The organism is Streptomyces altiplanensis (genome assembly GCF_053591575.1).
The window spans coordinates 40,275-60,324 of record NZ_JBSFUB010000040.1; the positions used below are offsets into that span (position 1 = coordinate 40,275).

General features: G+C 72.0%; 20 protein-coding genes. 13 read left to right on the forward strand and 7 right to left on the reverse strand.

Annotated elements, in window-relative coordinates:
* Positions 1 to 166 precede the first annotated feature (166 nt).
* The 4 genes from ACWD0Y_RS19050 to ACWD0Y_RS19065 all read left to right on the forward strand — a co-directional run bounded on the left by ACWD0Y_RS19050 (position 167) and on the right by ACWD0Y_RS19065 (position 5,887).
* Positions 167 to 1,468 carry a PspC domain-containing protein gene (locus ACWD0Y_RS19050; protein WP_450261494.1) on the forward strand — a complete coding sequence of 434 codons (1,302 nt, stop codon included), beginning with the start codon at positions 167 to 169 and terminating at the stop codon, positions 1,466 to 1,468.
* Positions 1,465 to 2,136 carry a LuxR C-terminal-related transcriptional regulator gene (locus tag ACWD0Y_RS19055; RefSeq protein ID WP_093799487.1) on the forward strand — a complete coding sequence of 224 codons (672 nt, stop codon included), beginning with the start codon at positions 1,465 to 1,467 and terminating at the stop codon, positions 2,134 to 2,136. Before ACWD0Y_RS19050 ends, ACWD0Y_RS19055 begins: the two co-directional genes overlap by 4 nt.
* Positions 2,137 to 2,300: 164 nt before the next feature.
* Entirely contained in the window at positions 2,301 to 4,319 is a 2,019-nt protein-coding gene (locus tag ACWD0Y_RS19060; protein WP_450261495.1) for an ATP-binding protein, read from the forward strand.
* Entirely contained in the window at positions 4,316 to 5,887 is a 1,572-nt protein-coding gene (locus ACWD0Y_RS19065; RefSeq protein WP_450261496.1) for an ABC transporter substrate-binding protein, read from the forward strand. Before ACWD0Y_RS19060 ends, ACWD0Y_RS19065 begins: the two co-directional genes overlap by 4 nt.
* A 7-nt stretch (positions 5,888 to 5,894) precedes the next feature.
* On the opposite strand, the gene ACWD0Y_RS19070 is transcribed toward ACWD0Y_RS19065, so the two are convergent.
* Both ACWD0Y_RS19070 and ACWD0Y_RS19075 read right to left on the reverse strand, forming a co-directional pair.
* Positions 5,895 to 6,422, reverse strand: a complete 528-nt coding sequence (locus tag ACWD0Y_RS19070) for an NADAR family protein (protein ID WP_450261511.1) — start codon at positions 6,420 to 6,422, stop codon at positions 5,895 to 5,897.
* A 58-nt stretch (positions 6,423 to 6,480) separates the two neighbouring features.
* Complete coding sequence (locus ACWD0Y_RS19075) at positions 6,481 to 6,909, reverse strand: ATP-binding protein (protein ID WP_450261497.1); 429 nt, start codon at positions 6,907 to 6,909, stop codon at positions 6,481 to 6,483.
* A 70-nt stretch (positions 6,910 to 6,979) separates the two neighbouring features.
* Here ACWD0Y_RS19075 and ACWD0Y_RS19080 point away from each other — a divergent pair, with 70 nt between their 5' ends.
* From ACWD0Y_RS19080 to ACWD0Y_RS19105, 6 genes are all read left to right on the forward strand, one after another.
* On the forward strand, positions 6,980 to 7,789 hold the full coding sequence (locus ACWD0Y_RS19080; RefSeq protein WP_450261498.1) for a helix-turn-helix domain-containing protein: 810 nt from the start codon (positions 6,980 to 6,982) through the stop codon (positions 7,787 to 7,789).
* Positions 7,786 to 8,028 (forward strand): DUF397 domain-containing protein, encoded by a 243-nt coding sequence (locus ACWD0Y_RS19085; protein WP_450261499.1) that lies wholly within the window; start codon positions 7,786 to 7,788, stop codon positions 8,026 to 8,028. Before ACWD0Y_RS19080 ends, ACWD0Y_RS19085 begins: the two co-directional genes overlap by 4 nt.
* 215 nt (positions 8,029 to 8,243) lie before the next feature.
* The gene (locus ACWD0Y_RS19090) at positions 8,244 to 9,143 is read left to right on the forward strand and encodes a hypothetical protein (protein ID WP_450261500.1); all 900 of its coding nucleotides are present in this window, start codon (positions 8,244 to 8,246) and stop codon (positions 9,141 to 9,143) included.
* The gene (locus ACWD0Y_RS19095) at positions 9,131 to 9,370 is read left to right on the forward strand and encodes a hypothetical protein (RefSeq protein WP_450261501.1); all 240 of its coding nucleotides are present in this window, start codon (positions 9,131 to 9,133) and stop codon (positions 9,368 to 9,370) included. Before ACWD0Y_RS19090 ends, ACWD0Y_RS19095 begins: the two co-directional genes overlap by 13 nt.
* Positions 9,371 to 9,742, forward strand: coding sequence for a toxin Doc (locus tag ACWD0Y_RS19100; RefSeq protein WP_450261502.1), 372 nt, complete (start codon positions 9,371 to 9,373; stop codon positions 9,740 to 9,742).
* A 223-nt stretch (positions 9,743 to 9,965) separates the two neighbouring features.
* A complete protein-coding gene (locus ACWD0Y_RS19105) occupies positions 9,966 to 10,364 on the forward strand; it encodes a VOC family protein (RefSeq protein ID WP_450261503.1) in 399 nt (132 codons plus the stop codon).
* A gap of 53 nt (positions 10,365 to 10,417) precedes the next feature.
* Here ACWD0Y_RS19105 and ACWD0Y_RS19110 read toward each other — a convergent pair whose 3' ends face one another.
* Both ACWD0Y_RS19110 and ACWD0Y_RS19115 read right to left on the reverse strand, forming a co-directional pair.
* Positions 10,418 to 10,573, reverse strand: a complete 156-nt coding sequence (locus ACWD0Y_RS19110) for a hypothetical protein (RefSeq protein WP_450261504.1) — start codon at positions 10,571 to 10,573, stop codon at positions 10,418 to 10,420.
* Positions 10,574 to 10,656: 83 nt separating this feature from the next.
* Complete coding sequence (locus ACWD0Y_RS19115; RefSeq protein WP_450261512.1) at positions 10,657 to 11,706, reverse strand: NlpC/P60 family protein; 1,050 nt, start codon at positions 11,704 to 11,706, stop codon at positions 10,657 to 10,659.
* A gap of 381 nt (positions 11,707 to 12,087) precedes the next feature.
* On the opposite strand from ACWD0Y_RS19115, the gene ACWD0Y_RS19120 reads away from it, so the two are divergent.
* A complete protein-coding gene (locus ACWD0Y_RS19120; RefSeq protein ID WP_093799476.1) occupies positions 12,088 to 12,441 on the forward strand; it encodes a hypothetical protein in 354 nt (117 codons plus the stop codon).
* Here ACWD0Y_RS19120 and ACWD0Y_RS19125 read toward each other — a convergent pair.
* On the reverse strand, positions 12,419 to 13,759 hold the full coding sequence (locus ACWD0Y_RS19125; protein ID WP_450261505.1) for a glycosyltransferase: 1,341 nt from the start codon (positions 13,757 to 13,759) through the stop codon (positions 12,419 to 12,421). The two genes, ACWD0Y_RS19120 and ACWD0Y_RS19125, sit on opposite strands and share 23 nt — an antisense overlap.
* Positions 13,760 to 14,056: 297 nt before the next feature.
* On the opposite strand from ACWD0Y_RS19125, the gene pcrA reads away from it, so the two are divergent.
* Positions 14,057 to 16,516, forward strand: coding sequence for a DNA helicase PcrA (gene pcrA, locus ACWD0Y_RS19130; protein ID WP_450261506.1), 2,460 nt, complete (start codon positions 14,057 to 14,059; stop codon positions 16,514 to 16,516).
* 54 nt (positions 16,517 to 16,570) lie between these two features.
* Here the strand turns inward: pcrA and ACWD0Y_RS19135 are convergent, their stop codons facing one another.
* Positions 16,571 to 18,133 (reverse strand): M23 family metallopeptidase, encoded by a 1,563-nt coding sequence (locus tag ACWD0Y_RS19135; protein WP_450261507.1) that lies wholly within the window; start codon positions 18,131 to 18,133, stop codon positions 16,571 to 16,573.
* 225 nt (positions 18,134 to 18,358) lie between these two features.
* Positions 18,359 to 19,210: an esterase/lipase family protein gene (locus tag ACWD0Y_RS19140; protein ID WP_450261508.1), complete on the reverse strand. Its 852-nt coding sequence runs from the start codon at positions 19,208 to 19,210 to the stop codon at positions 18,359 to 18,361.
* 358 nt (positions 19,211 to 19,568) lie between these two features.
* On the opposite strand from ACWD0Y_RS19140, the gene ACWD0Y_RS19145 reads away from it, so the two are divergent.
* Complete coding sequence (locus tag ACWD0Y_RS19145; protein WP_450261509.1) at positions 19,569 to 19,982, forward strand: cobalamin B12-binding domain-containing protein; 414 nt, start codon at positions 19,569 to 19,571, stop codon at positions 19,980 to 19,982.
* Positions 19,983 to 20,050 lie beyond the last annotated feature (68 nt).

Sequence of the window (20,050 nt, forward strand, 5' to 3'; positions counted from 1 at the left end):
CGCCGACCCTGGACGATCCCTGATTTCCGCCCCTGACGCCCTTCCGGCGCCCTTCCGGCGCCCTTCCGGCGCCCCGGGAGCGGCCCGCCCCGCCGGCGACGGGTCAGGGGTATGTGGGGGACCGACCCTGATGCCCGCGCCCGCCCGTACGTGTGACCATCGGGGCATGCCAGTCGCCACGCCCCGCCGAGCCGCGGGCGCCCACGCCCCCGAACCGGAGGAGCCGCAGCCGCGCAAGCTCTACCGCAGCGCCGAGGGGCGGATGCTCGGAGGGGTCGCGCGCGGGCTCGCCGGGCATCTCGGGGTGCCGGTCGTGTGGGTACGGATCGTCTTCCTCGTCCTCTTCCTGGCGGACGGCATGGGCGCGCTGCTGTACGCCGTCTTCTGGTTCGTGGTGCCGCTCGGCGTGGGCGGCGTGGGCGGGGCGAACGCGCCGCGCTCGGCCTTCGAGACCGCACCCGACGGGCGCCGCAGGCTCCGCAAACCCGACAAGGGACAGGTCTTCGCGCTCTTCGCGCTGCTCGTCAGCGCCGGCACCTTCGTCAGCAGCGTCGAAGTGGGCGGCCGGGCCGGGCGGTACGTCTGGCCGACGCTGCTGATCAGCCTGGGCGTCGTCCTCGTGTGGCGCCAGGCCGACAACGCGCGCCGCGCCCACTGGACGGGGACCGGCCGCCGCCGCCGGATGCTGCAACTCGCGCGCGGCATGGCGGGAGTCGCGCTGGTCGGCATGGGCCTGACCGCGTTCCTGGTGGTACGGGGATCCGCCGCGCAGCTCGGCAGCGTACTGACGGCGGCCCTCGCGGTCGTCGCCGGCATCGCGCTCCTCGCGGGCCCCTGGCTGGTGCGGATGACCCAGGACCTGTCCGAGGAGCGCCTGATGCGCATCCGCGCCCAGGAACGCGCCGAGGTCGCGGCCCACGTCCACGACTCGGTCCTCCACACCCTGACCCTGATCCAGCGCAACGCGGAGGACGCGGGAGAGGTACGGCGCCTCGCCCGCGCCCAGGAGCGGGAACTGCGCAACTGGCTCTACAAGCCGGAGGGCAACGGCAAGGACGAGTCGCAGGAGCCCGACACCCTCGCCGAGGCGGTCAAGCGCACGGCGGCGGAGGTCGAGGACAAGCACGGCGTGCCGCTGGAGGTCGTGGTCGTCGGCGACTGCCCGCTCGACGACGGGCTGGTCGCGCAGATGCAGGCCGCGCGCGAGGCGATGGTGAACGCCGCCAAGTACGGTGGCGAGGGCGGGGCGGTGCAGGTCTACGCCGAGGTCGAGGGCCGGACGGTCTTCGTGTCCGTACGGGACCGGGGGCCCGGGTTCGATCTCGACGCGGTACCGGACGACCGTATGGGCGTGCGGGAGTCGATCATCGGACGGATGCAGCGCAACGGCGGCACGGCGAGGCTGCGTTCCGCGCCCGACGGGGGCACGGAAGTCGAGCTTGAGATGGAGAGGGCGGCGGACGCATGACGGAGGACAGGCGCGTACGGGTGGTGCTGGTGGACGACCACCGCATGTTCCGTACGGGAGTGCAGGCGGAGATCGGACAGACGGAGACGACCGGCGTCGAGGTGGTCGGCGAGGCCGCCGACGTCGACCAGGCGGTCACGGTCATCACGGCGACCCGCCCCGAGGTGGTCCTGCTCGACGTCCACCTGCCGGGCGGCGGCGGCGTCGAGGTCCTGCGCCGCTGCGCGCCGCTGATGCAGGCGGCGGAGAACCCGGTGCGGTTCCTGGCCCTGTCGGTGTCGGACGCGGCGGAGGACGTGATCGGCGTGATCCGGGGCGGCGCGCGGGGGTACGTGACGAAGACGATCACCGGCACCGACCTCGTCGACTCGGTCTTCCGCGTGCAGGACGGCGACGCGGTCTTCTCGCCCCGGCTGGCGGGCTTCGTGCTCGACGCGTTCGCGTCGACGGACGCGCCGCCGGTCGACGAGGACCTGGACCGCCTCACGCAGCGCGAGCGCGAGGTGCTGCGGCTGATCGCCCGGGGGTACGCGTACAAGGAGATCGCGAAGCAGCTCTTCATCTCGGTCAAGACGGTCGAGAGCCATGTGTCCGCGGTCCTGCGCAAGCTCCAGCTCTCCAACCGGCACGAGCTGACGCGCTGGGCGACGGCGCGCCGGCTGGTGTGACGCCGGCCGGTGTGCCGTCCGCCGGTGCGGGACCGGTGGCCGGTGGCCGGTGTGAGATGCGTCCTTGGTCAATCACTTGTCAATTCCCTTGCGCCACAGGGATATTGATCCTCCTCTGGTGACGCCGCACCGATGCGGCGCCGGACGCGGGAGGAAGCGGACTGATGCCGCGGGACTGGGCGGGGGAGTCGGAGCGCGACCGGTCGGTGCAGACGTACGTCGAGTCGCTGATCCTCCCCGGGGACGGCGGCCGGGGCCGTACGGCGGCCGGGAACCAGCCCGTCACCCTGACGCTCGGCCCACGGGGCAGCGGCAAGACCACCCTGCTGCGGGCCCTCGCCGCGTGGGCGGAGACGACGCCGGTGGTCCTGCTGGACCTCGCGGAACTCTCCCGGCAGGAGAAGCGGCCCGTCGACGTGCTGAGCGCCGTGGCGTTCGGCCTGGAGCCCCGCAAGAAGCACGTGCCGCGCATCTCCTTCCGCGCCTTCCGGCCGGTGTGCGCCGCGCTCGCCGTCGAGGTGACCCCCGAGAACCGGGCGGGCGCCCGGCGCCGGATGGCACAGGCGCTGGCGGGGCCCCCGTCCCAGTGGCTGGCGGACGTCAACCAGGTGGCGCAGGTGGCCGCCTCGATGGTGGGCCTGCCGTCCGCGGTGACCGCCGCGCTCCAGTTGCTGCCGCTGGGCGAGCGGGGCTGGACGCGCGGCCGCCTCCACCGGCGGCTCTCGGGCATCCGGCGGGCCACCGCCATCACGTCGGCCCTGGACTTCCTGATCGAGCTGAACCTCGCCTACAACAGCGGGGCCGGCGAGGACCGGCGGCGCACCGAACGCGTCGTCTGCGAGGTCTTCCTCCGCGATCTGCGGCAGTGCTACGCCAGGAAGCACTGGGCCGTACGGTGCCTGCTGCTGCTGGACAACGTGGACAACCCGCTCGGCGGCGAGGTGCTGCGGCTGCTGCTGGAGGAGCGGCAGCCGGACGCCCCCGACCCGCTGGTGGTCCTCGCCATGGCCGGCAGCTACCCGGAGCGGCTCCAGGACGACGCGTTCGGCTGGCACGGCTGGCAGCACGCGGGCGGCGGCAGCCCCGCCGAGTGGGCCGCCGGCACGGCCTTCGACCCGCGGCGCGTCGCCGACGGGCTGCGGGTGGGCCGGCTGCGCGACCTGACCAGGAACGAAGTGGAACGCCAGGCCGAGGAGATACTGCGGACGGCGGCGGCGCCCGCGCCCCGGGGCGACGCGGGACTGCGCTGGCTCGGCTGGGCGGTGTACGAACTCACCCGAGGCCAGCCCGAGGGCACCGCCCGCGTCCTGGCCGCGCTCCTCGAATCCGACCGCACGGTGGCGTGGGAGGAGCGGCTGCGGCGGATCTTCGAACCGTCGGGCGGCGTCGTGCACGAGCTGCTGAACAGACTCCTGCCGATCGACCCGCCGGAGGGCCTGCGGCAGGCACTGATCAGAGCGGCCGCGGCCCCCGACCTCGCGCAGGCGCTCGCCACCCGCGCGTTACGGGACGAAGCCGCCGACCATCTGCGCACGGAGTTCCGGTCCTTCTGCCGGGACCGGCTGCGCACCATGCACATCGGCACCGGCGACGAGCACGCCGACGGCCGCCCCGAGACCCCGCACCCGCTGCTGCGCCGCCTGCTGCTCGGCGCGCTCGACGACCCGGACGCGGTGCACACCGCGCTGCGGGCGGAGGCCCTGGGCCGGGGCGAGCCGCGCCAGGCGGCGTACCACGCGCTGGCCTGCGGCGACCTGCCCGCGGCGGCGGCGTACCTGGACGGGATCTTCGAGCAGGTGCGGCCCGAGGAGTGGTGCGCGGAGCTGTGCCGGCTGCGCAGGGCCCCGCTGCCCGCCCACGTCGGCGGCGGCGCCGGCGTCACACCGTGGCGCAGGTACGAATCCCTCGTGCACCACCTCGGTGACGCGGCCGTCGGCCCCCGGCTGCGCACCGTCACCCGGCTGCTCGCCGCCAGCTGGCTCGGCCCGGAACCGGTGCCCGACCCGGCCACCGACCGGGTCGGTGACCCGTACCGCGAACCGCTCGGCGATCCGTACGCCTCGCTCTACGCGGAGATCAACGCGCGCTTCCACACCCTGGCCACCGCCCACACGGAGCACGTCGCCTGGACGGCCGTGCTGCTGGACAAGGCGGGACAGTACGACAAGGAGCCCTGGCGATGACCCCGACGCGGCCGACCGTCACGCCTCCCAGGCCCCCGCTCAACCGGGTGCTGTGGTCCGTCGTGGCGCTGGTCGTGGTGGCGGCCCTGGCCTATGCGGGCGTGTGGCTGGCGGAGGAGGCCGGGCAGTGCGCCGACGACGTCGACAAGGTCGACGGGGGCGAGTGCGTCGGCGTGACGGGCATGACCGACGACCCGTACGCCTTCCCCGGCCTGCGGGACATCAGCGAGAAGATCCGCGCGGAGAACCGCAGGGTCGAGAAGTCCGGCGAGAAGTCGGTGGCGGTCGCCTACCTGGAGCCGATGTCCGGCGGCGCCGACGACCGCGGCCCGGAGGGCACGCGCCAGGCGGTCACGGGCGCGCACATCGCCCAGCTGCGGCTCAACGCCGAGCGCGGCACCCTTCCCCGGGTCCGCCTGCTGCTGGCCAACACCGGCCGCCACGACGCGCACGCGGACCAGGTCGTCGGACAGCTCCTCAAGCTGAAGGACGGGCAACGGCTGGTCGCGGTCGCGGGCATCGGCCAGAGCAACGCGCACACGGCCGAGGCGGTGAAGAGGCTGCGGGAGGCGGGAGTGCCGACGGTCGGCGCGACGGTCGCCGCCGACGAGCTGAGCTCCCGCGAGAAGCCGGGGTTCTTCCGGGTGTCCTTCCCCGCCAGGGACCAGGCGTCCGCGGCGGTCCGCTACTTCAAGCGCCAGCAGGACAAGCACGCCGGATCGGGCTCGGGATCGGGCCCGGACTCCGGTTACCGGGTGCAGGTGGTCAGGAACACCACGGAGGGCGACATCTACAACGCCTCCCTCTACAACGGCTTCAAGGCGGCAGCCGAACGCCAGGGCCTGAAGGTGGACCCGGAAGTCGTCCCGTTCAGCACCGGCCCGGCCGCGCAGGGCGAGGGCAACGCCCTGCGCGTGGTCGCGGAGAAGATCTGCGGTACGGGCCCGCCCCCGGACGCGGTGTACTTCGCAGGCCGGGGCCGGGAGCTGCGCAGCTTCATCGAGGCCGCCGGGGAGAACCGGCGCAGCTGCCCCGTGACCGTGCTCTCCGGTTCCAGCGCCGTGGGCGTGTACTTCGACACCAGCAGCCAGGAGCGCGAGGAGGAACTGGCGGAGCTGGGCAGGCGCTGGAAAGCCGGCGGCCTGAAGGTCTACTACACGGCGTACACCCACCCCGAAGCGGCGGCGGAGCTGTACGGCGGCCGGGAACGCGGGCCGTACGCCGACTTCGAGCGCCGCTACCTGGAGGTGCGCGGCGGCCGGGTGGACGCGCTGGCCAACGGCCAGGCGATGGTCGGGCACGACGCGGTGTACACGGTGGGCATCGCCGCCCGCCGGGCCGTCGACAGCTACGGCCCGGAACACGTCACCGCCGGGACGGTCCACGAACTGCTGGGCCAGACCAACGGCTCGTTCCGGGTACGCGGCGCCAGCGGCGAGATCGCGTTCGACCCCGACACCGGCGAGCTGACCGACCGGCCGATGGCCCTGGTGGAGCTGGGCCCGCCGGGGGAGCGGGGCAGCAAGGACAGGGGCCGGTACCGCTTCGTCGAGCCGCTGAGGCCGTGAGGCGGTCTCAGATACCGCTCAGCGCGTCACGGGCGTCCATCAGGGCGAAGCCGAGCAGGTTCAGCCCGCGCCAGGTGGTGGGGGACGCGGCGCGTTCGTCGTCGGCCGCCAGCCCGATGCCCCAGATCCGGTCCACCGGGCTGGCTTCGACCAGGACGTGGTCGCGCGTGCCCAGGAGGTACGCGCGCAGGTCGTCGTGCTGTCCGAACTTGGCGATGCTGCCGCGTACGACGATCCCGTACCGGTGCTCGCGCCAGAGCGCCTCGTCGAAGCCGGCGATCCGACGGCCCAGGGACTTCGCCTCGGCGGGATGCCCGGCGCCGAGGATCTCGGCGGCGGTTCCGGGATCACCGAACAGCCACGCCTTGTGCGCCATCATGTAGTGCTCGGCGGAGCGGTAGGTGTGACCGTCCTCGGTGAACTCGACGGGCCACCACTGGCTGAGGCAGCCGGGCCCGGCGGCTCCGGGAGTGGGCTGATGACCCCAGAAGCAGAGGTAGCGCAGACGGGCACCGGCGGTCTGTTCTGCGACCATGGCCTCCCCGACGGACTTGGGGAGAGGGACGCGGGGATCGTTCGGCATGGGCGCACCGTTACACACCGTCGTCGGCCGCCTCAAGGCAATTGACCTCGGCATCGACCTCGAACCACACCGTCTTGCCGATCCCGCACTCCCGTGGCGCGGCCCCCCACCGCCCGGCGAGCGCGTCGACCAGCGCGAGCCCGCGCCCCGTCTCGTCGTCCGGCGACGCGTCGCGCGGATGCGGGAGCACGACGCAGGCGTCCGACACCTCGACACGGAGGACGTCGCCCCGTACCGCGAACCGCACCCGGATCTCCCGACCGGGCGCGCACCCCGCGTGGCGCAGGGAGTTCGTCACGAGCTCGCTGAGGAGAAGTACGGCGGTTTCGGCGACGTCATCGGCCACCTTCCACTCCCGCGCCTGCTCGGCGAGGAGGGCGCGGGCCCGGCGGACGCTGCGGGGGTGGCGGCGGAAATGCCACTCGATGTGGTCGTTCATGGCTCATACGGTGCAGAGGTGGGAATAGCCTGCTGAAGTAACGGCTCGCGTACAGAGGGTGGTTGTACCCATGACGAACCCCGAACCCCCGATGGCGTGGCGGTACTGCGGCAACCAGATCAAACGGTGGCGCGAGCGGGCGGGTGTGACGCGGGAGGCGCTGGCCGAGGAGGCCAGTTGCAGCTACGAGTACGTGAAGTCGATGGAGGCGGGGCGGCGCAAACCGACGCTGCACCTGCTCCAGGTGGCGGACGGGCTGTGCGGGGCGGGTGGGCTGCTGATCGCGGCGCGGGAGTTTCTGGTGCCGGAGAAGTTCCCCGCGCGGTCGCAGGAGTATTTCCAGTACGAGGACGAGGCGCGCAGCTTGTGGTCGTACGAGCCACTGCTCATTCCGGGCTTGCTGCAAACCGAGGCCACCGCGCGAGCGCTCCTCATGGCGCACCGCCCGCCACTGGACGATGAAACGATGGAGGCCCGGATCCAGGGTCGCCTGGGCCGACAGCGCTTGTTGACCCGCAAACCGCCGGTCGAGTGCAGTTTTGTTCTGTATGAAGCTGTCTTGCGTTGCCCGTTGGGCGGAACGGCCGCATACAAGGAGCAACTGTCGTACCTGCTGGAGGTCGGGTCACTCCGTCACGTTTCCGTTCAGGTGTTGCCATTCAGTGCGGGTGCCAATCCGGGTCTCAATGGGCCGATCGTGCTGCTTGAGACGGGGGAACATGCGCGCTTGGCGCTCCTCGAAGGGCAGTCGCTCAGCCGTCTCACGGCCGACCTGAATGAGGTGGGTACCGCGATGCAGCGTCATGGCATGATCCGAATGGAGGCCCTCGGAACCGAGGAGTCGGCACGATTCATCCAGCGGATGGCGGACGAGCTATGAGCGACGAGCTGAACTGGTTCAAGTCGAGTTACAGCGACACCGAGGGCAGCAACTGCGTTGAAGTCGCTCTCGCCTGGCACAAGTCGACGTACAGCGGTACCGAAGGCGGCAACTGCGTAGAGGTCGCCACCTGCCCCGACACCGTCCACGTCCGTGACTCGAAGCTCAAGGACGGCCCCGAGCTCACCCTCCCCGCCCCCTCCTGGGCCCGGTTCGTCGCGTACGCAACGCGCGGCTGAGCTTCGAGATCCGAGCGGCGAGACCCGAGCGTCCTTTTCAAGGAATGGGTGGTGGGCTGTGCCCACCCACCCTCCCAACTCCCGCGCGGCACCCGCGGGGTGACTTTTCGTGACCGGCTTGCCACGCGGCGTGTCGGCCCTCTAGCGTTCGCAACAACAAACGACCCCGACCGGTGTTAGCAGCACCGGGCCGGGGTCTGACCTTCAAGATCGAAGTGAGCGATCTCTTGGCTGCCGACGACTTTAGTCCTGCCCTGCGCCCGTCCGCACACCCCCAGGCAAGTCCGGGGTACGGAAAACGGTGCGCTCCCGGCCAATCCCCGCGCCGCAAGGGCGACTTCACGGATCTGCCGGCCCGGGAGGCGTATCTCGCGTCGTACATCGACCGGTTGCCGGAAGGTGCCGCGATCGACGTGAAGACCCTCGCCAAGGAGCAGCCCCTCTACGGCCAGCAGGCCGTCCGTTCCGCGCTGCGCGAGCTGTCCCGCGTCGGCCACCTGCGGCGCTTCAAGGAGAACGTGGGCGAGGGGTGCACGCGCTGGGTGTGGCACACGTACTTCTCGCGCACCGCCCGCGACGACGCCTGGTGGGAGCGGTTCGAGGCCGGTGACGTACCGGACGCGGAGGCGGGCGCGGAGCCGGTGCGCGAGAGCCGGGCTTCCGGCCGCTCGGCGGCGTACGACGTCCTCGCCTCGCTCGGCCGGACCGACCCCCGCATGGTGCTCTCCGCCGCCGAATGCGCGGCGCTGGAGGCCGACGCGGCGCAGTGGCTCGCGCGGGGGGTGAGCGCGGACCGCCTCGTGCGCGCGCTCACGGCGGGGCTCCCGGAGGCGGTGCACTCGCCGGGCGGCATCGTCCGCAGCCGGCTGCGCGAGAAGCTGCCGCCCGAGCCCGCCCCCGAGCCCGCGACGAGGGCGGCGCGGCGCCGGGTGATGGCGTGCACGGAGTGCGGGTCGCCCGGCGGGTCCGTATCGCTGCCGGGCGGGCTCTGCCAGGTCTGCCGGGGCCTCCCGGCGGAGGTGGTTCACCGGCGGGTGGAGGAGCTGCGCGAGATCAACGGCTCCCGGCACCGGAAAGGCGCCGGGACCACTAGCATCGAGGTATGCCCGCTGTGAACATCGAATTCACCGAAGAGGAACTCGCCGGGATCCGCGAGGCGGCCGCTGCCGAGGGCAAGAGCGTGAAGGCGTACGTGCACGATGTCTCCGTGCTGGAGCAGAAGCGCCGGTTCTTCGTCGAGGGCGTCGCGAAGTTCTTCAACGAGCACAAGGCGGAGTTCGACGCGGCGTTCCCGGACGAGGTCCCGCCGTGGGACCGCGAGCAGGGCGACGAGGCCGCCTGAGTGACCCTGTACGTCGACATCCCGTGGCTTCTGGCCGCCCAGGAGCGGGCGATTCCCGAGGACTGCTCGGTCGCGGACTACTCGGTCCTGGTGGCCGCCGTAGCCCGGCACAAGACCCGCATCCCGACGATGGAGACCTACCCCGACGCCGCGTGGCGGGCCGCGGCCCTGCTGCACACCATCGTGCGCCTCGGGCCGCTGCCCTTCCGCAACTCGCTGTACGGCGTCTCGGTGGCGACGTACTACCTGGCCTCGGCCGGCGAGGGGATCGACCCGCCGTACGGCGCGCTCACCGAGCTGGTCCGCGAGATCCGCACCGAGAACCTCGACGTCTTCGCCGTGGCCGAGCGCCTGCGCGCCTGGCGCATCTGAGACGACCGGCTCAGGCCGCGCCCGTGGCCGCCGCGCGCTGCCGCGGCACCCCATGACCGCTCACGCGGCCGGCCTGTCCGAGTGCCCCCGTTCGCCCGGCAGCTGCCCGTTCCCGGCTGGGCACGCCGGACCCGGGCCCGCCAGGGTCGCCCGGCCCTTTGACCACCGGCCCGTTAATGTGTCCGCCTGTGCGGATCGCCCGTACCAACTCGCAGGAGGACAAGTGAAGATAGCCGCCACCGCCATATCCCTGACCGTCGACGACGTGGCCGCCTCCGCGGGCTTCCTCGTCACCCACTTCGGGTTCCAGGAGGCCATGGCGGCCGACGGGTTCGCGTCACTGGCGCGTGAGGACGCGCCGAACGTGATCTTCCTGGAGCGGGGCACCGAGGTACTGCCCGAGGGCTTCCGGGACCAGCGCGCCGCCGGGGTGATCGTCGCGTTCACCGTCGACGACCTCCCGGCGGAGTACGAGCGGCTGAAGGGGGCGGGTGTCGGGATCAGCATGGAGCTGCGCGAGGAGCCGTGGGGCGAGCGGCTCTTCCAGGTCACCGACCCCAACGGCGTGATCATCCAGCTCGTCGACTGGGTGGCCGCCCCGGACGCCGGCCCGGAGGCATAGGCAGGCGCAGGCGCCGGGTCACCGGACCCGGCGCCTGCGCCCCTGCTTCACCCTCAGTACTGCCTCCGGCCGCCCCGCAGCCGTCCCAGCAGCTGCTTGGCCTGGGTGCGCTTCCTGGGGTCGGACGCCGCGCGGCGTCCCTGTGCGATCGTCCGGCGCCCCTGCGGGCTGCTCGCGTACTGCTTGATCCGGTTGATGATGCCCGGCATGGTCGGCCCTCCGTTCACGGTGGTGGCATATGGAGTGGCGTGCGTTTTGCCCTACGTACGGCACTTACCCCGTGCTGCCGGGCCTACGCGGGCCGTGTCGCCCCCGCGAACGGCATCTGGTCGATCGGGGCCACGCGGACCGGGGCGCCGGGGCGGGGCGCGTGGATCATCTGGCCGTCGCCGATGTAGAGGCCCACGTGGCTGAGGCCGGAGTAGAAGAAGACCAGGTCCCCGGGGGCCAGCTGCGAGCGCGGGACACGCTGTCCGGCGTGGATCTGCGTGTACGTCGTGCGGGGGAGCGAGACGCCCGCCGACTTCCAGGCCGCCTGGGTCAGGCCCGAGCAGTCGAAGGCGGAGGGCCCCGTGGCGCCCCAGACGTACGGCTTGCCGATCGCCCCGTACGCGAAGGAGACCGCCTGGCCGGCGCGGGGATCGGGCGCCCGGACCGGGCCGCCGCGCGGGGCGTCCGGGGCGGTCCGGGCGGTCCGGTCGGCACGCGCGGGGGCGGCGGCCGGTGCGCCGTGGCCGTCCTGCCGCGCGTACTGGGCCCGCTGCTCCGCCGTGAGCCGGGAGAGCAGCTTCTCGGCCGCGCCGATCCGGCCCTGGATCCTCGCCTTGTGGGCGCGCAGCTCCTTCTGCTGCGACGCGAGCCGCTCCAGGTGTCTGTCCGCCTCCGCCCGCAGCTGATCGATCCTGCCGAGCTGCCTGCGCACCCCGGTGACGGCCGCCGCCTGCCGGTCGCCGGCGCGCTCGGCGACCGCGGCGCGCTCCAGGTACCGGTCCGGGTCGGACGTGAGCGCGACCTGCACGGACGGGTCGATCGCGCCCGCGCGGTACTGCGCGGTGGCGAGCGAACCCAGGGCGTTGCGTGAGGCGTTGAGGCGTTCGGTCCTGCGGGCCGCCTCGTCGCGCAGCCGGTCCAGCGCCTCACGGCCGCTGTCCGCCTTCTCCTTCACGCCGTTGTACTTCTCGGTGGCGACCTCCGCGTCGTGGTAGAGCCGGTCGACCTTCGCCTTCACCTGAGCGGGGGTGAGGGCGGGTTCCGCGTGCCCGACGCCGTCGAACGCGGTGGCGCTCGCGGCCGAGGCGAGCGCGAGGGTTGCGGCGGTGCGGGCGGTGCTGCCGGTGAACATGCGTTGCTTGGGCTTTCGGTGCGAGGCCACGAGGGCGTCTACGTCCTTCCGTCCTGTACGGCGCTGTACGTCGGCCGCTCGCATCCGGCGGCGGGCCGCACGGGGCGGCGGCCCGCCGCCGGACCTTCGGCGGTGGCGGCCGACCGCCGCTCCGGGCAGGGGCGGCGGTGGGGAATCGGCCACCTGGGGAGGGACGCTAAACCGGATGGTCACGGGGGAGAGACACAATGACCGACAGTGGTCGAAACAGGCATTTCCATGTACGGGGATGAGAAGGGGAGCCACATCGGAATAGAACATTCCGTTCTTCCGTGACCGATACGGCGATGGCAGGCATACCTGGCGGCGAGGGCTGCTAGGGCCGGGGCTAGGCTCCGGCCCATGGACGTACTCATCAATGTCTTCGTCGGCCTGCACATCATCGGCATCGCCTCGCTGCTCGGCGGCTTCCTGACCCAGATGAAGGCGATAGGCGCGGGCACGGCCCGCTTCACGCCCGCGATGCTGCACGGCGCGCTGACCATGCTGATCACGGGCGTGGCGCTGGTGGGCCTCAACCAGGCGGACGGCCAGAGCGTGAACAACCTCAAGATCGGCATCAAGCTGGCGGTCCTCGTGGTGATCCTCGGCCTCGTCTACGTCAAGCGGGACGAGGAGAGGGCGGAGAAGGCGCTCTTCGGGGCGGTCGGCGGGCTGACCGTCGCCAACATCTTCATCGCGGTGCTCTGGACCTGAGCCCGGACACTCCGGCCGGCCCGGAGGCTCCGGCCGCCCGCGCGGACCGTTCGACCGCGTCGGCCGCCGTGCGCAGGCCGTCACGGCCGCGGATCTCCGAGCCCGTGGCGGCCAGGCGCTCGCGCAGGGCGGTGTCGGCGAGGAGGCGGCCGATCGCGGCGGTCAGCTCCCCGTCCGTGCAGCGGTACGGGTCCAGGCGGACGCCGAAGCCGAGCTCGTCCATGCGCTGAGCGTTGTCGTACTGGTCCCAGAACAGCGGCAGCACGACCATCGGCTTCCCGAAGTGCAGCGACTCGGTCGTCGTGTTGTTGCCGCCGTGGGTGATCACCAGGTCGACGTGGGGCAGGACCGACGCCTGGGGGAGGAACTCGGCGCCCGTCATGTTCGCGGCGAGCTCGATCTCCTCGTGCAGCGGGCCCATGGAGACGACGTAACGGTGGGGCGTCTTCGCCAGTACGCCGATGACGCGGCGCATCAGCTCCACGTCGGCCGAGCCCAGCGAGCCGAGCGAGAAGTAGACGAGCGCGCCTTCGCCCGGCGGGACGTCGAAGTCCGCGCCGTCGGTCTCGCGTACGCACGAGTCGAGGCGGCGCCAGGTGGGGCCGAGCTCGCGCGGGTAGTCGGCGGCCTCCGGATAGACGTACAGGTTCGCGGTCGCGGACTCGTGGATGAACTCGAGATCGGCCAGGGGCGGCGCGCCCTGCTCCACCACCCACGCGTTGAACGACGTCCACAGCTCGCGGTGGGTGCGGTCGTACTCGGCGCGGAAGGCCGCCCAGCCGGTGCGGTCGGCCGCCGGGTAGCCGGAGAAGGCGGGCGGGACGGCCGGGCTCTTGATCTCGAGCGGGTTGCAGGAGTTGATCCGCACGAAGGGGACCCCGGCGGTGAGCAGGGCGGGGAAGGCCACCACGTTGTCCTCGACGATGACGTCGGGGCGGGTCCGGGCGATGATCTCCCTCAGCTGCGGCTCGCAGTGCCGGGCGCCGGCGGTCAGCTCCTCCCACACCGGTCTGATCCACGTCTCCAGCTGCTGGATCGTCGGCTTGCGGAACTCCGGGGCGGTGTCGCGGACGAAGTCCTTCCAGAACTGGCCCGGATCCTGCTCCGGCGCCCCGTCCGCCGGCGGCGGCGCGAGGTCGACGAGGTCCTCCTCGAAGCCGAGCGCGGCCAGCCTCCCCTTCCACGACGCCTCGGCGGCGAACACGACGCGGTGACCGCGGCGGCGCAGCACGTCCGCGATGCCGACGCAGTTGTTCGTCGGGCCGTACGCGCTCTCCGGCACGAACAGGACGGTCAGCCGCTGCCTGCGCTCGGTCATTTTCCTTCTCCTCCGGTCGGTCCGATCAGTACGGAGTCGTCCGGGTCCGCGCCCGCACTTCTCGCCGATTGCGCCGATCGCGTCGCAACTCCCCCTGCCGGCACGCTGGTTGCGGCGTGATTGTGGCATCGCACGACAACCGGTACAAGCGCCTCCGGAAGGCCGGGCGGGCGGCCCCCGCCGGCGGCGTGAGGAAGGTCACGGACGCCGGATCACGGGTTCCCACCGGCCCGGACGGAGCGGGGCGGGGCGAATCCGGGGCGGGCTGTCGGCGGACCCGCCTAAGCTTGGACAACGATGAGCAGCCTCTTTGACGACAGCTTCCTGGCCGGCCTCCAGCACGCGCAGGACGCGGACCCGCCGCCCCCCGAGGACACCGACACCGCCCCGGAGGAGGTCCCGCACGACCTCTTCGAGGGCGCCTTCGACGCGCCCCCGGCGGCCAGGGACGCGTACTACAGGGACGGCGCGCCGCGCCCCGTCGTGGACGCCGCCGCGCTGCTCGACGGGCTGAACGAAGAGCAGCGCGCCGCCGTCGTGCACGCCGGGTCGCCGCTGCTCATCGTGGCGGGCGCCGGCTCCGGGAAGACCCGGGTGCTCACCCACCGGATCGCGTACCTGCTGGCCAGCCGGGGGGTGCACCCCGGCCAGATCCTCGCGATCACCTTCACCAACAAGGCCGCGGGCGAGATGAAGGAGCGCGTCGAGGAGCTCGTCGGCCCGCGCGCGGGCCACATGTGGGTCTCCACCTTCCACAGCGCGTGCGTGCGCATCCTGCGCCGCGAGTCGAAGAGGCTCGGCTTCACGTCCTCGTTCTCGATCTACGACGCCGCCGACTCGAAGCGCCTGATGGCGCTCGTCTGCCGCGACCTCGACCTCGATCCGAAGCGCTTCCCGCCGAAGGCGTTCAGCGCCAAGGTCTCGAACCTGAAGAACGAGCTGATAGACGAGGAGACCTTCGCGGGGCAGGCCGCCGACGGCTTCGAGAAGACCCTGGCGCAGGCGTACGCGATGTACCAGGCGCGGCTGCGCGAGGCCAACGCGCTGGACTTCGACGACATCATCATGACCACGGTGCACCTGCTCCAGGCGTTCCCGGACGTCGCCGAGCACTACCGGCTGCGCTTCCGCCACGTCATGGTCGACGAGTACCAGGACACCAACCACGCCCAGTACACGCTCGTGCGCGAACTGGTGGGCCCGTCGGGCGAGGGGCAGGCCCCGGCCGAGCTGTGCGTCGTGGGCGACGCCGACCAGTCGATCTACGCCTTCCGCGGCGCCACGATCCGCAACATCCTCCAGTTCGAGGAGGACTACCCGGACGCGACGACGATCCTGCTGGAGCAGAACTACCGCTCGACGCAGACCATCCTCACCGCGGCCAACGCCGTCATCGAGCGCAACGAGAACCGGCGGCCGAAGAACCTGTGGACGGACGCCGGCGCCGGCGCCCTGATCACCGGATACGTCGCGGACACCGAGCACGACGAGGCGCAGTTCGTCGCCGAGGAGATCGACCGGCTGACGGACGCGGGCGACGCGAAGGCCGGCGACGTCGCCGTCTTCTACCGTACGAACGCCCAGTCCCGTGTCTTCGAGGAGATCTTCATCCGCGTCGGACTGCCCTACAAGGTCGTCGGCGGCGTGCGCTTCTACGAGCGCAAGGAGGTCCGGGACGTGCTCGCGTACCTGCGCGTCCTGGCCAATCCCGAGGACACCGTTCCGCTGCGCCGCATCCTGAACGTACCGAAGAGGGGCATCGGCGACCGCGCCGAGGCGATGATCGACGCGCTGTCGCTGCGCGAGCGGATCAGCTTCCCGCAGGCGCTGCGGCGCGTGGACGAGGCGTACGGCATGGCGGCCCGCTCGTCGAACGCCGTGAAGCGCTTCAACACGTTGATGGAGGAGCTCCGCACGATCGTCGAGTCGGGGGCGGGGCCCGCCACGGTGCTGGAGGCCGTCCTCGAACGGACCGGCTATCTCGCCGAGTTGCAGGCGTCGACCGACCCGCAGGACGAGACGCGCATCGAGAACCTCCAGGAACTCGCCGCGGTGGCGCTGGAGTTCGAGCAGGAGCGGGAGGGGGAGGAGCCGGGGACGCTGGCCGAGTTCCTGGAGAAGGTGGCGCTCGTCGCCGACTCCGACCAGATCCCCGACGAGGACGAGGACGGGTCCGGAGTCATCACGCTGATGACGCTGCACACCGCCAAGGGCCTTGAGTTCCCCGTGGTGTTCCTGACGGGCATGGAGGACGGCGTCTTCCCGCACATGCGCGCGCTCGGCCAGACCAAGGAGCTGGAGGAGGAGCGGCGCCTCGCGTACGTCGGCATCACACGCGCCCGCGAGCGGCTCTACCTGACGCGGGCGGCGATGCGCAGTGCGTGGGGGCAGCCGTCGTACAACCCGCCGTCGCGGTTCCTGGAGGAGATCCCGGAGACGTACCTGACGTGGAAGCGCAAGGGGGCGCAGGTTCCGGCGGGGCCGGTGTCGGGCGTCGCCTCGTCGCTGTCGTCCTCGCTGTCCTCGTCGCGGGCGCGGTCCGGGGGCGGGAGCGCTTCGGGATTCGCCACACGACGGGCCTCGGACAAGCCGGTGGTCGCGCTGTCGGTCGGTGACCGGGTCACGCACGACCAGTTCGGGCTCGGCACCGTGATGACGGTGACGGGGACGGGGGCGGACGCGCAGGCGACGATCGACTTCGGCGACGAGCGGCCGAAGAAGCTGCTGCTGCGGTACGCGCCGGTCGAGAAGCTGTAGGGGCGGACGGCCTCGCGTCCTGCGGGGCCGCCGGTTCTGCGGGGCGGGCGTGTTCTACGTCGGGCTGAGGCCGTGGCTGCGGAACCACGGCAGGGGGTCGATCGGCGACCCGCCGCCGGGACGCACCTCGAAGTGGAGGTGCGGCCCTGTGGAGTTGCCCGAGTCGCCGGCGTACGCGATGACATCACCGGCCTGGACCGGTCCGGAGCGGATCTTGGTGCTGCTGAGGTGGCAGTACCAGGTCTCCGTGCCGTCGGCGGCGGTCACTATCGCCATGTTTCCGTAGGCGGTGTTGTACTGCGTACGGACCGTGCCGTCGGTCGCGGCCATCACCGGTGTGCCGTACCCGACCGGGAAGTCGATGCCGGAGTGCACGGACATCCAGTTGACACCGGCCTGGCCGTAGTACGCGCTGAGGCCGTGCTGCTGGACCGGCACGGCGAACTTGGGGCGGGCGGCCTCCTTGCGGGCGGCCTCCTCGGCCTTGCGCTTCTTCTCCGCCTCCTGGCGGGCCTGGAGGTCGATGCGTTCCTGCGTGCGGCTGGCGCGGTCGGCGAAGTCGTTGGCGTCCGCGTCGAGGGCGGCGAGCTGGGTGTCCAGCTTGTTGTTGACCGTCACGGGCTCCACCGAGCCGGAGTCGGCGGCGGAGACCGTCGTGGTGGTGTCCTTCTTCTCCTCGGCGGGGGCGCCGCCGACGTTGCCGACCGAGGCGGCGGCGATGCCGGCCACGCCCATCACACAGGCGGAGGGGACGGCGACGGTGAGGAGGGCCGAGCGCTTGGCGGGGGTGCGGCGGCGGCCGCGGCCGGCGTTGCCGCCGTTGCGGCGGGCCGAGCGGGGGGCGGGGACGGGGGCTGCGGCGGCGGGGATGTGCTCGGACTCGGGCGCGGATTCGGGCTCGTGCTCCGGCTCGCGCTCCGGGTCGTGCTCCGGCGTGTACGCGTGCTCCGGTACGTACACGTGCTCGGCCTCGGGCGTGTCGTGCCCGCCGTGCGTCTCGTGCGGTCCGTGCGTCTCGTGCGGTTCGTACGCGGTGGGGGCTTCGGGCAGGCCGGCTGCGGGAAACTCGGCTGTCTCGTAGAGGACTTGCTGGGGCGGGACGGTGGCGTGCGCGCCGGTGTGGTCGCCCGTGTGGCCGGTGTTCCAGGCGGTGGCGTCGTACGCGCCGGTGTCGTAGCCCGGCGTCATGTTCCACTGCCCGGTGGTGTCGGCGGTGGCCTGGGGGAACTGCGCCGTTTCGTACGTGCCGGTCTCGTACGGGCCGCTGCCGATGTGGCCGGTGTCGATGTGGCCGGTGTCGAACTGCCCCGTCCGGTCCCAAGTGGTGGTGTCCCACTGGCCGGTCGACTGGGCCGGGATGTCGGCCGCCGTCCGGTGGCCGGCGGTGGGCCACGCCCCGGTGGTGTCGTACTGCTGCTGCATGCCGTACGCGTCGTAGCCCACGCTCTGACGGGCATCCGTGGTGTCCCACTGGGTGGTGTCGTACTGGCCGCTGTGACCTGCTCCGTAGTGACTTTCCTGGGCGGTCTCGGCGGGAAGGGCTCCGAAGAGCGGGTCTGTCCGGAAACTGCCGGTGGAGTAGCCGTCGTACCCGGCTTGGGCGTGCTGGTCGTCCACCAACTTCTCTCTCGCCTCGGCAACGCAGGACCTGTGGGGGCTGGGGTCCCGGGAGGGGCCCCAGAGGCAAAGCAGTGGCGCGACTGTACCCGGCGGTAAGCGACGGCGACAATCTTCGCCAGATTTCGCGCGTTCCGGAAACGGGCATTAGGCCGTCTTTTGGCGGACGGCGGGCACAGCCTTGGTTCTGTGTTCGACAGTTGTTCGACCGAGGGGGATGTGAGGTCAGGCGACGGAGGCCGTGCCGGACGCGCCCGCCCCCGTGTCCTGCTCCTCGAGCGCCTGCCGGATCCCGGCGGCGACCGCCGGATGGACGGGCAGCGCGAGATGGCCGATTCCCGTCACCCGTACGTTCTGGACGATGAGATCCGGGTGGCTGACGCACGCCGCCTCGACCGGGACCATCACCTGGTCGAGGTCGCCCCAGAAGCTCACGAACCGCGTCCGGCAGGCGGGCGCGGGCTCGCGCAGCTCCTCGATCACGTCGGAGCCGGGGCGCATCTGCCGCACGAGGGGGTGGGCGCTCATCGGCGGAGCGACGCTGGTGCCGGAGTGCGGGGTACCGAGGGTGACGAGAGTGCGCACGTGCGTGTCGCCGCCCAGTCGCTGTACGTAGTAACGGGCGATCAGGCCGCCGAGGCTGTGGCCGACGATGTCGACCCGGGCGTGGCCCGTACGGCCGCAGATCTCCTCGACATGGCGGCCGAGCAACTCGGCCGCGGTGCGGATGTCGCAGGTCAGCGGCGAGTAGTTGAGGGACTCCAGGTGGCGCCAGCCGTGCCGGGCCAGGGACCGGCGCAGCAGGACGAAGACGGAGCGGTTGTCGACGAAGCCGTGGAGCAGTATGACGGGAGGGTGGTCGGGGCCGGTGGCGGGAAGCCGGGCGGTCCCGGGCTCCGCGGGTACCGGAGAGGGGAGCGTGCCCACGTCGTGGCGGCGCTCCTGGGCGATGCCGGACGGGTAGAGGACCAGGTGTCCCGCGAGGATGGCGCACTCCAGGGCGGTGGCTCTCAGGAGTGCGGCCGACAGGCGGAGCTGGAACGGACCGGGCGGAAAGAAGAAGGGCAGGACCCTCATGGCCGACCTCCGAACGGCACGCGGGAGGCGGCTCCGGCCCCGTGTGCCCTCGTCGGGGCGCCGTGCTGAGGAACTCGGTGGGCCGCGCCACCGGGCCGTGCGGCTGACGGCCCGGTGGCACGGCGACCTCGTCGCGGCTCCCCTTGCGAGCGTCCCGACTGCTGCGGCTGCTGCCGCCGTAGCGCCTGATGAGGCAGGAACGACGCATAGCGAACATGTCCCATGTGTGATTTCCCCCTCCCTGCCCACCGTGAAACGGGCGGGTGCGGGATGCTGTCGATAACGTTCGTTCACTTCCCCGTCCTCATCGGTGCGGGGCGCGTGCCAATGACGGCGCAGTCGGTACATGGAGGCAGTGATGGGTGTGACCGGGCCGATCCGCGTGGTGGTTGCCAAGCCGGGACTCGACGGACACGACCGCGGGGCGAAGGTCATCGCGCGGGCTCTGCGCGACGCCGGTATGGAGGTCATCTACACCGGGCTTCACCAGACGCCCGAGCAGATCGTGGACACCGCCATTCAGGAGGACGCCGATGCGATCGGCCTGTCGATCCTCTCGGGTGCGCACAACACGCTCTTCGTGAAGGTCATCGAGCTGCTCAAGCAGCGCGATGCGGAGGACATCAAGGTCTTCGGCGGCGGCATCATCCCGGAGGCGGACATCGCGCCGCTGAAGGAGAAGGGCGTCGCGGAGATCTTCACACCGGGTGCGACGACGCAGTCGATCGTGGACTGGGTCAACACCCACGTCCGCCAGGCGGCCCAGACGTAGGCACGACCTCAGTCGCCGGACGGGCCGGACCTTCCGGCCCCCCCGGCGCCCGAGGGGGGGCCGCCCCG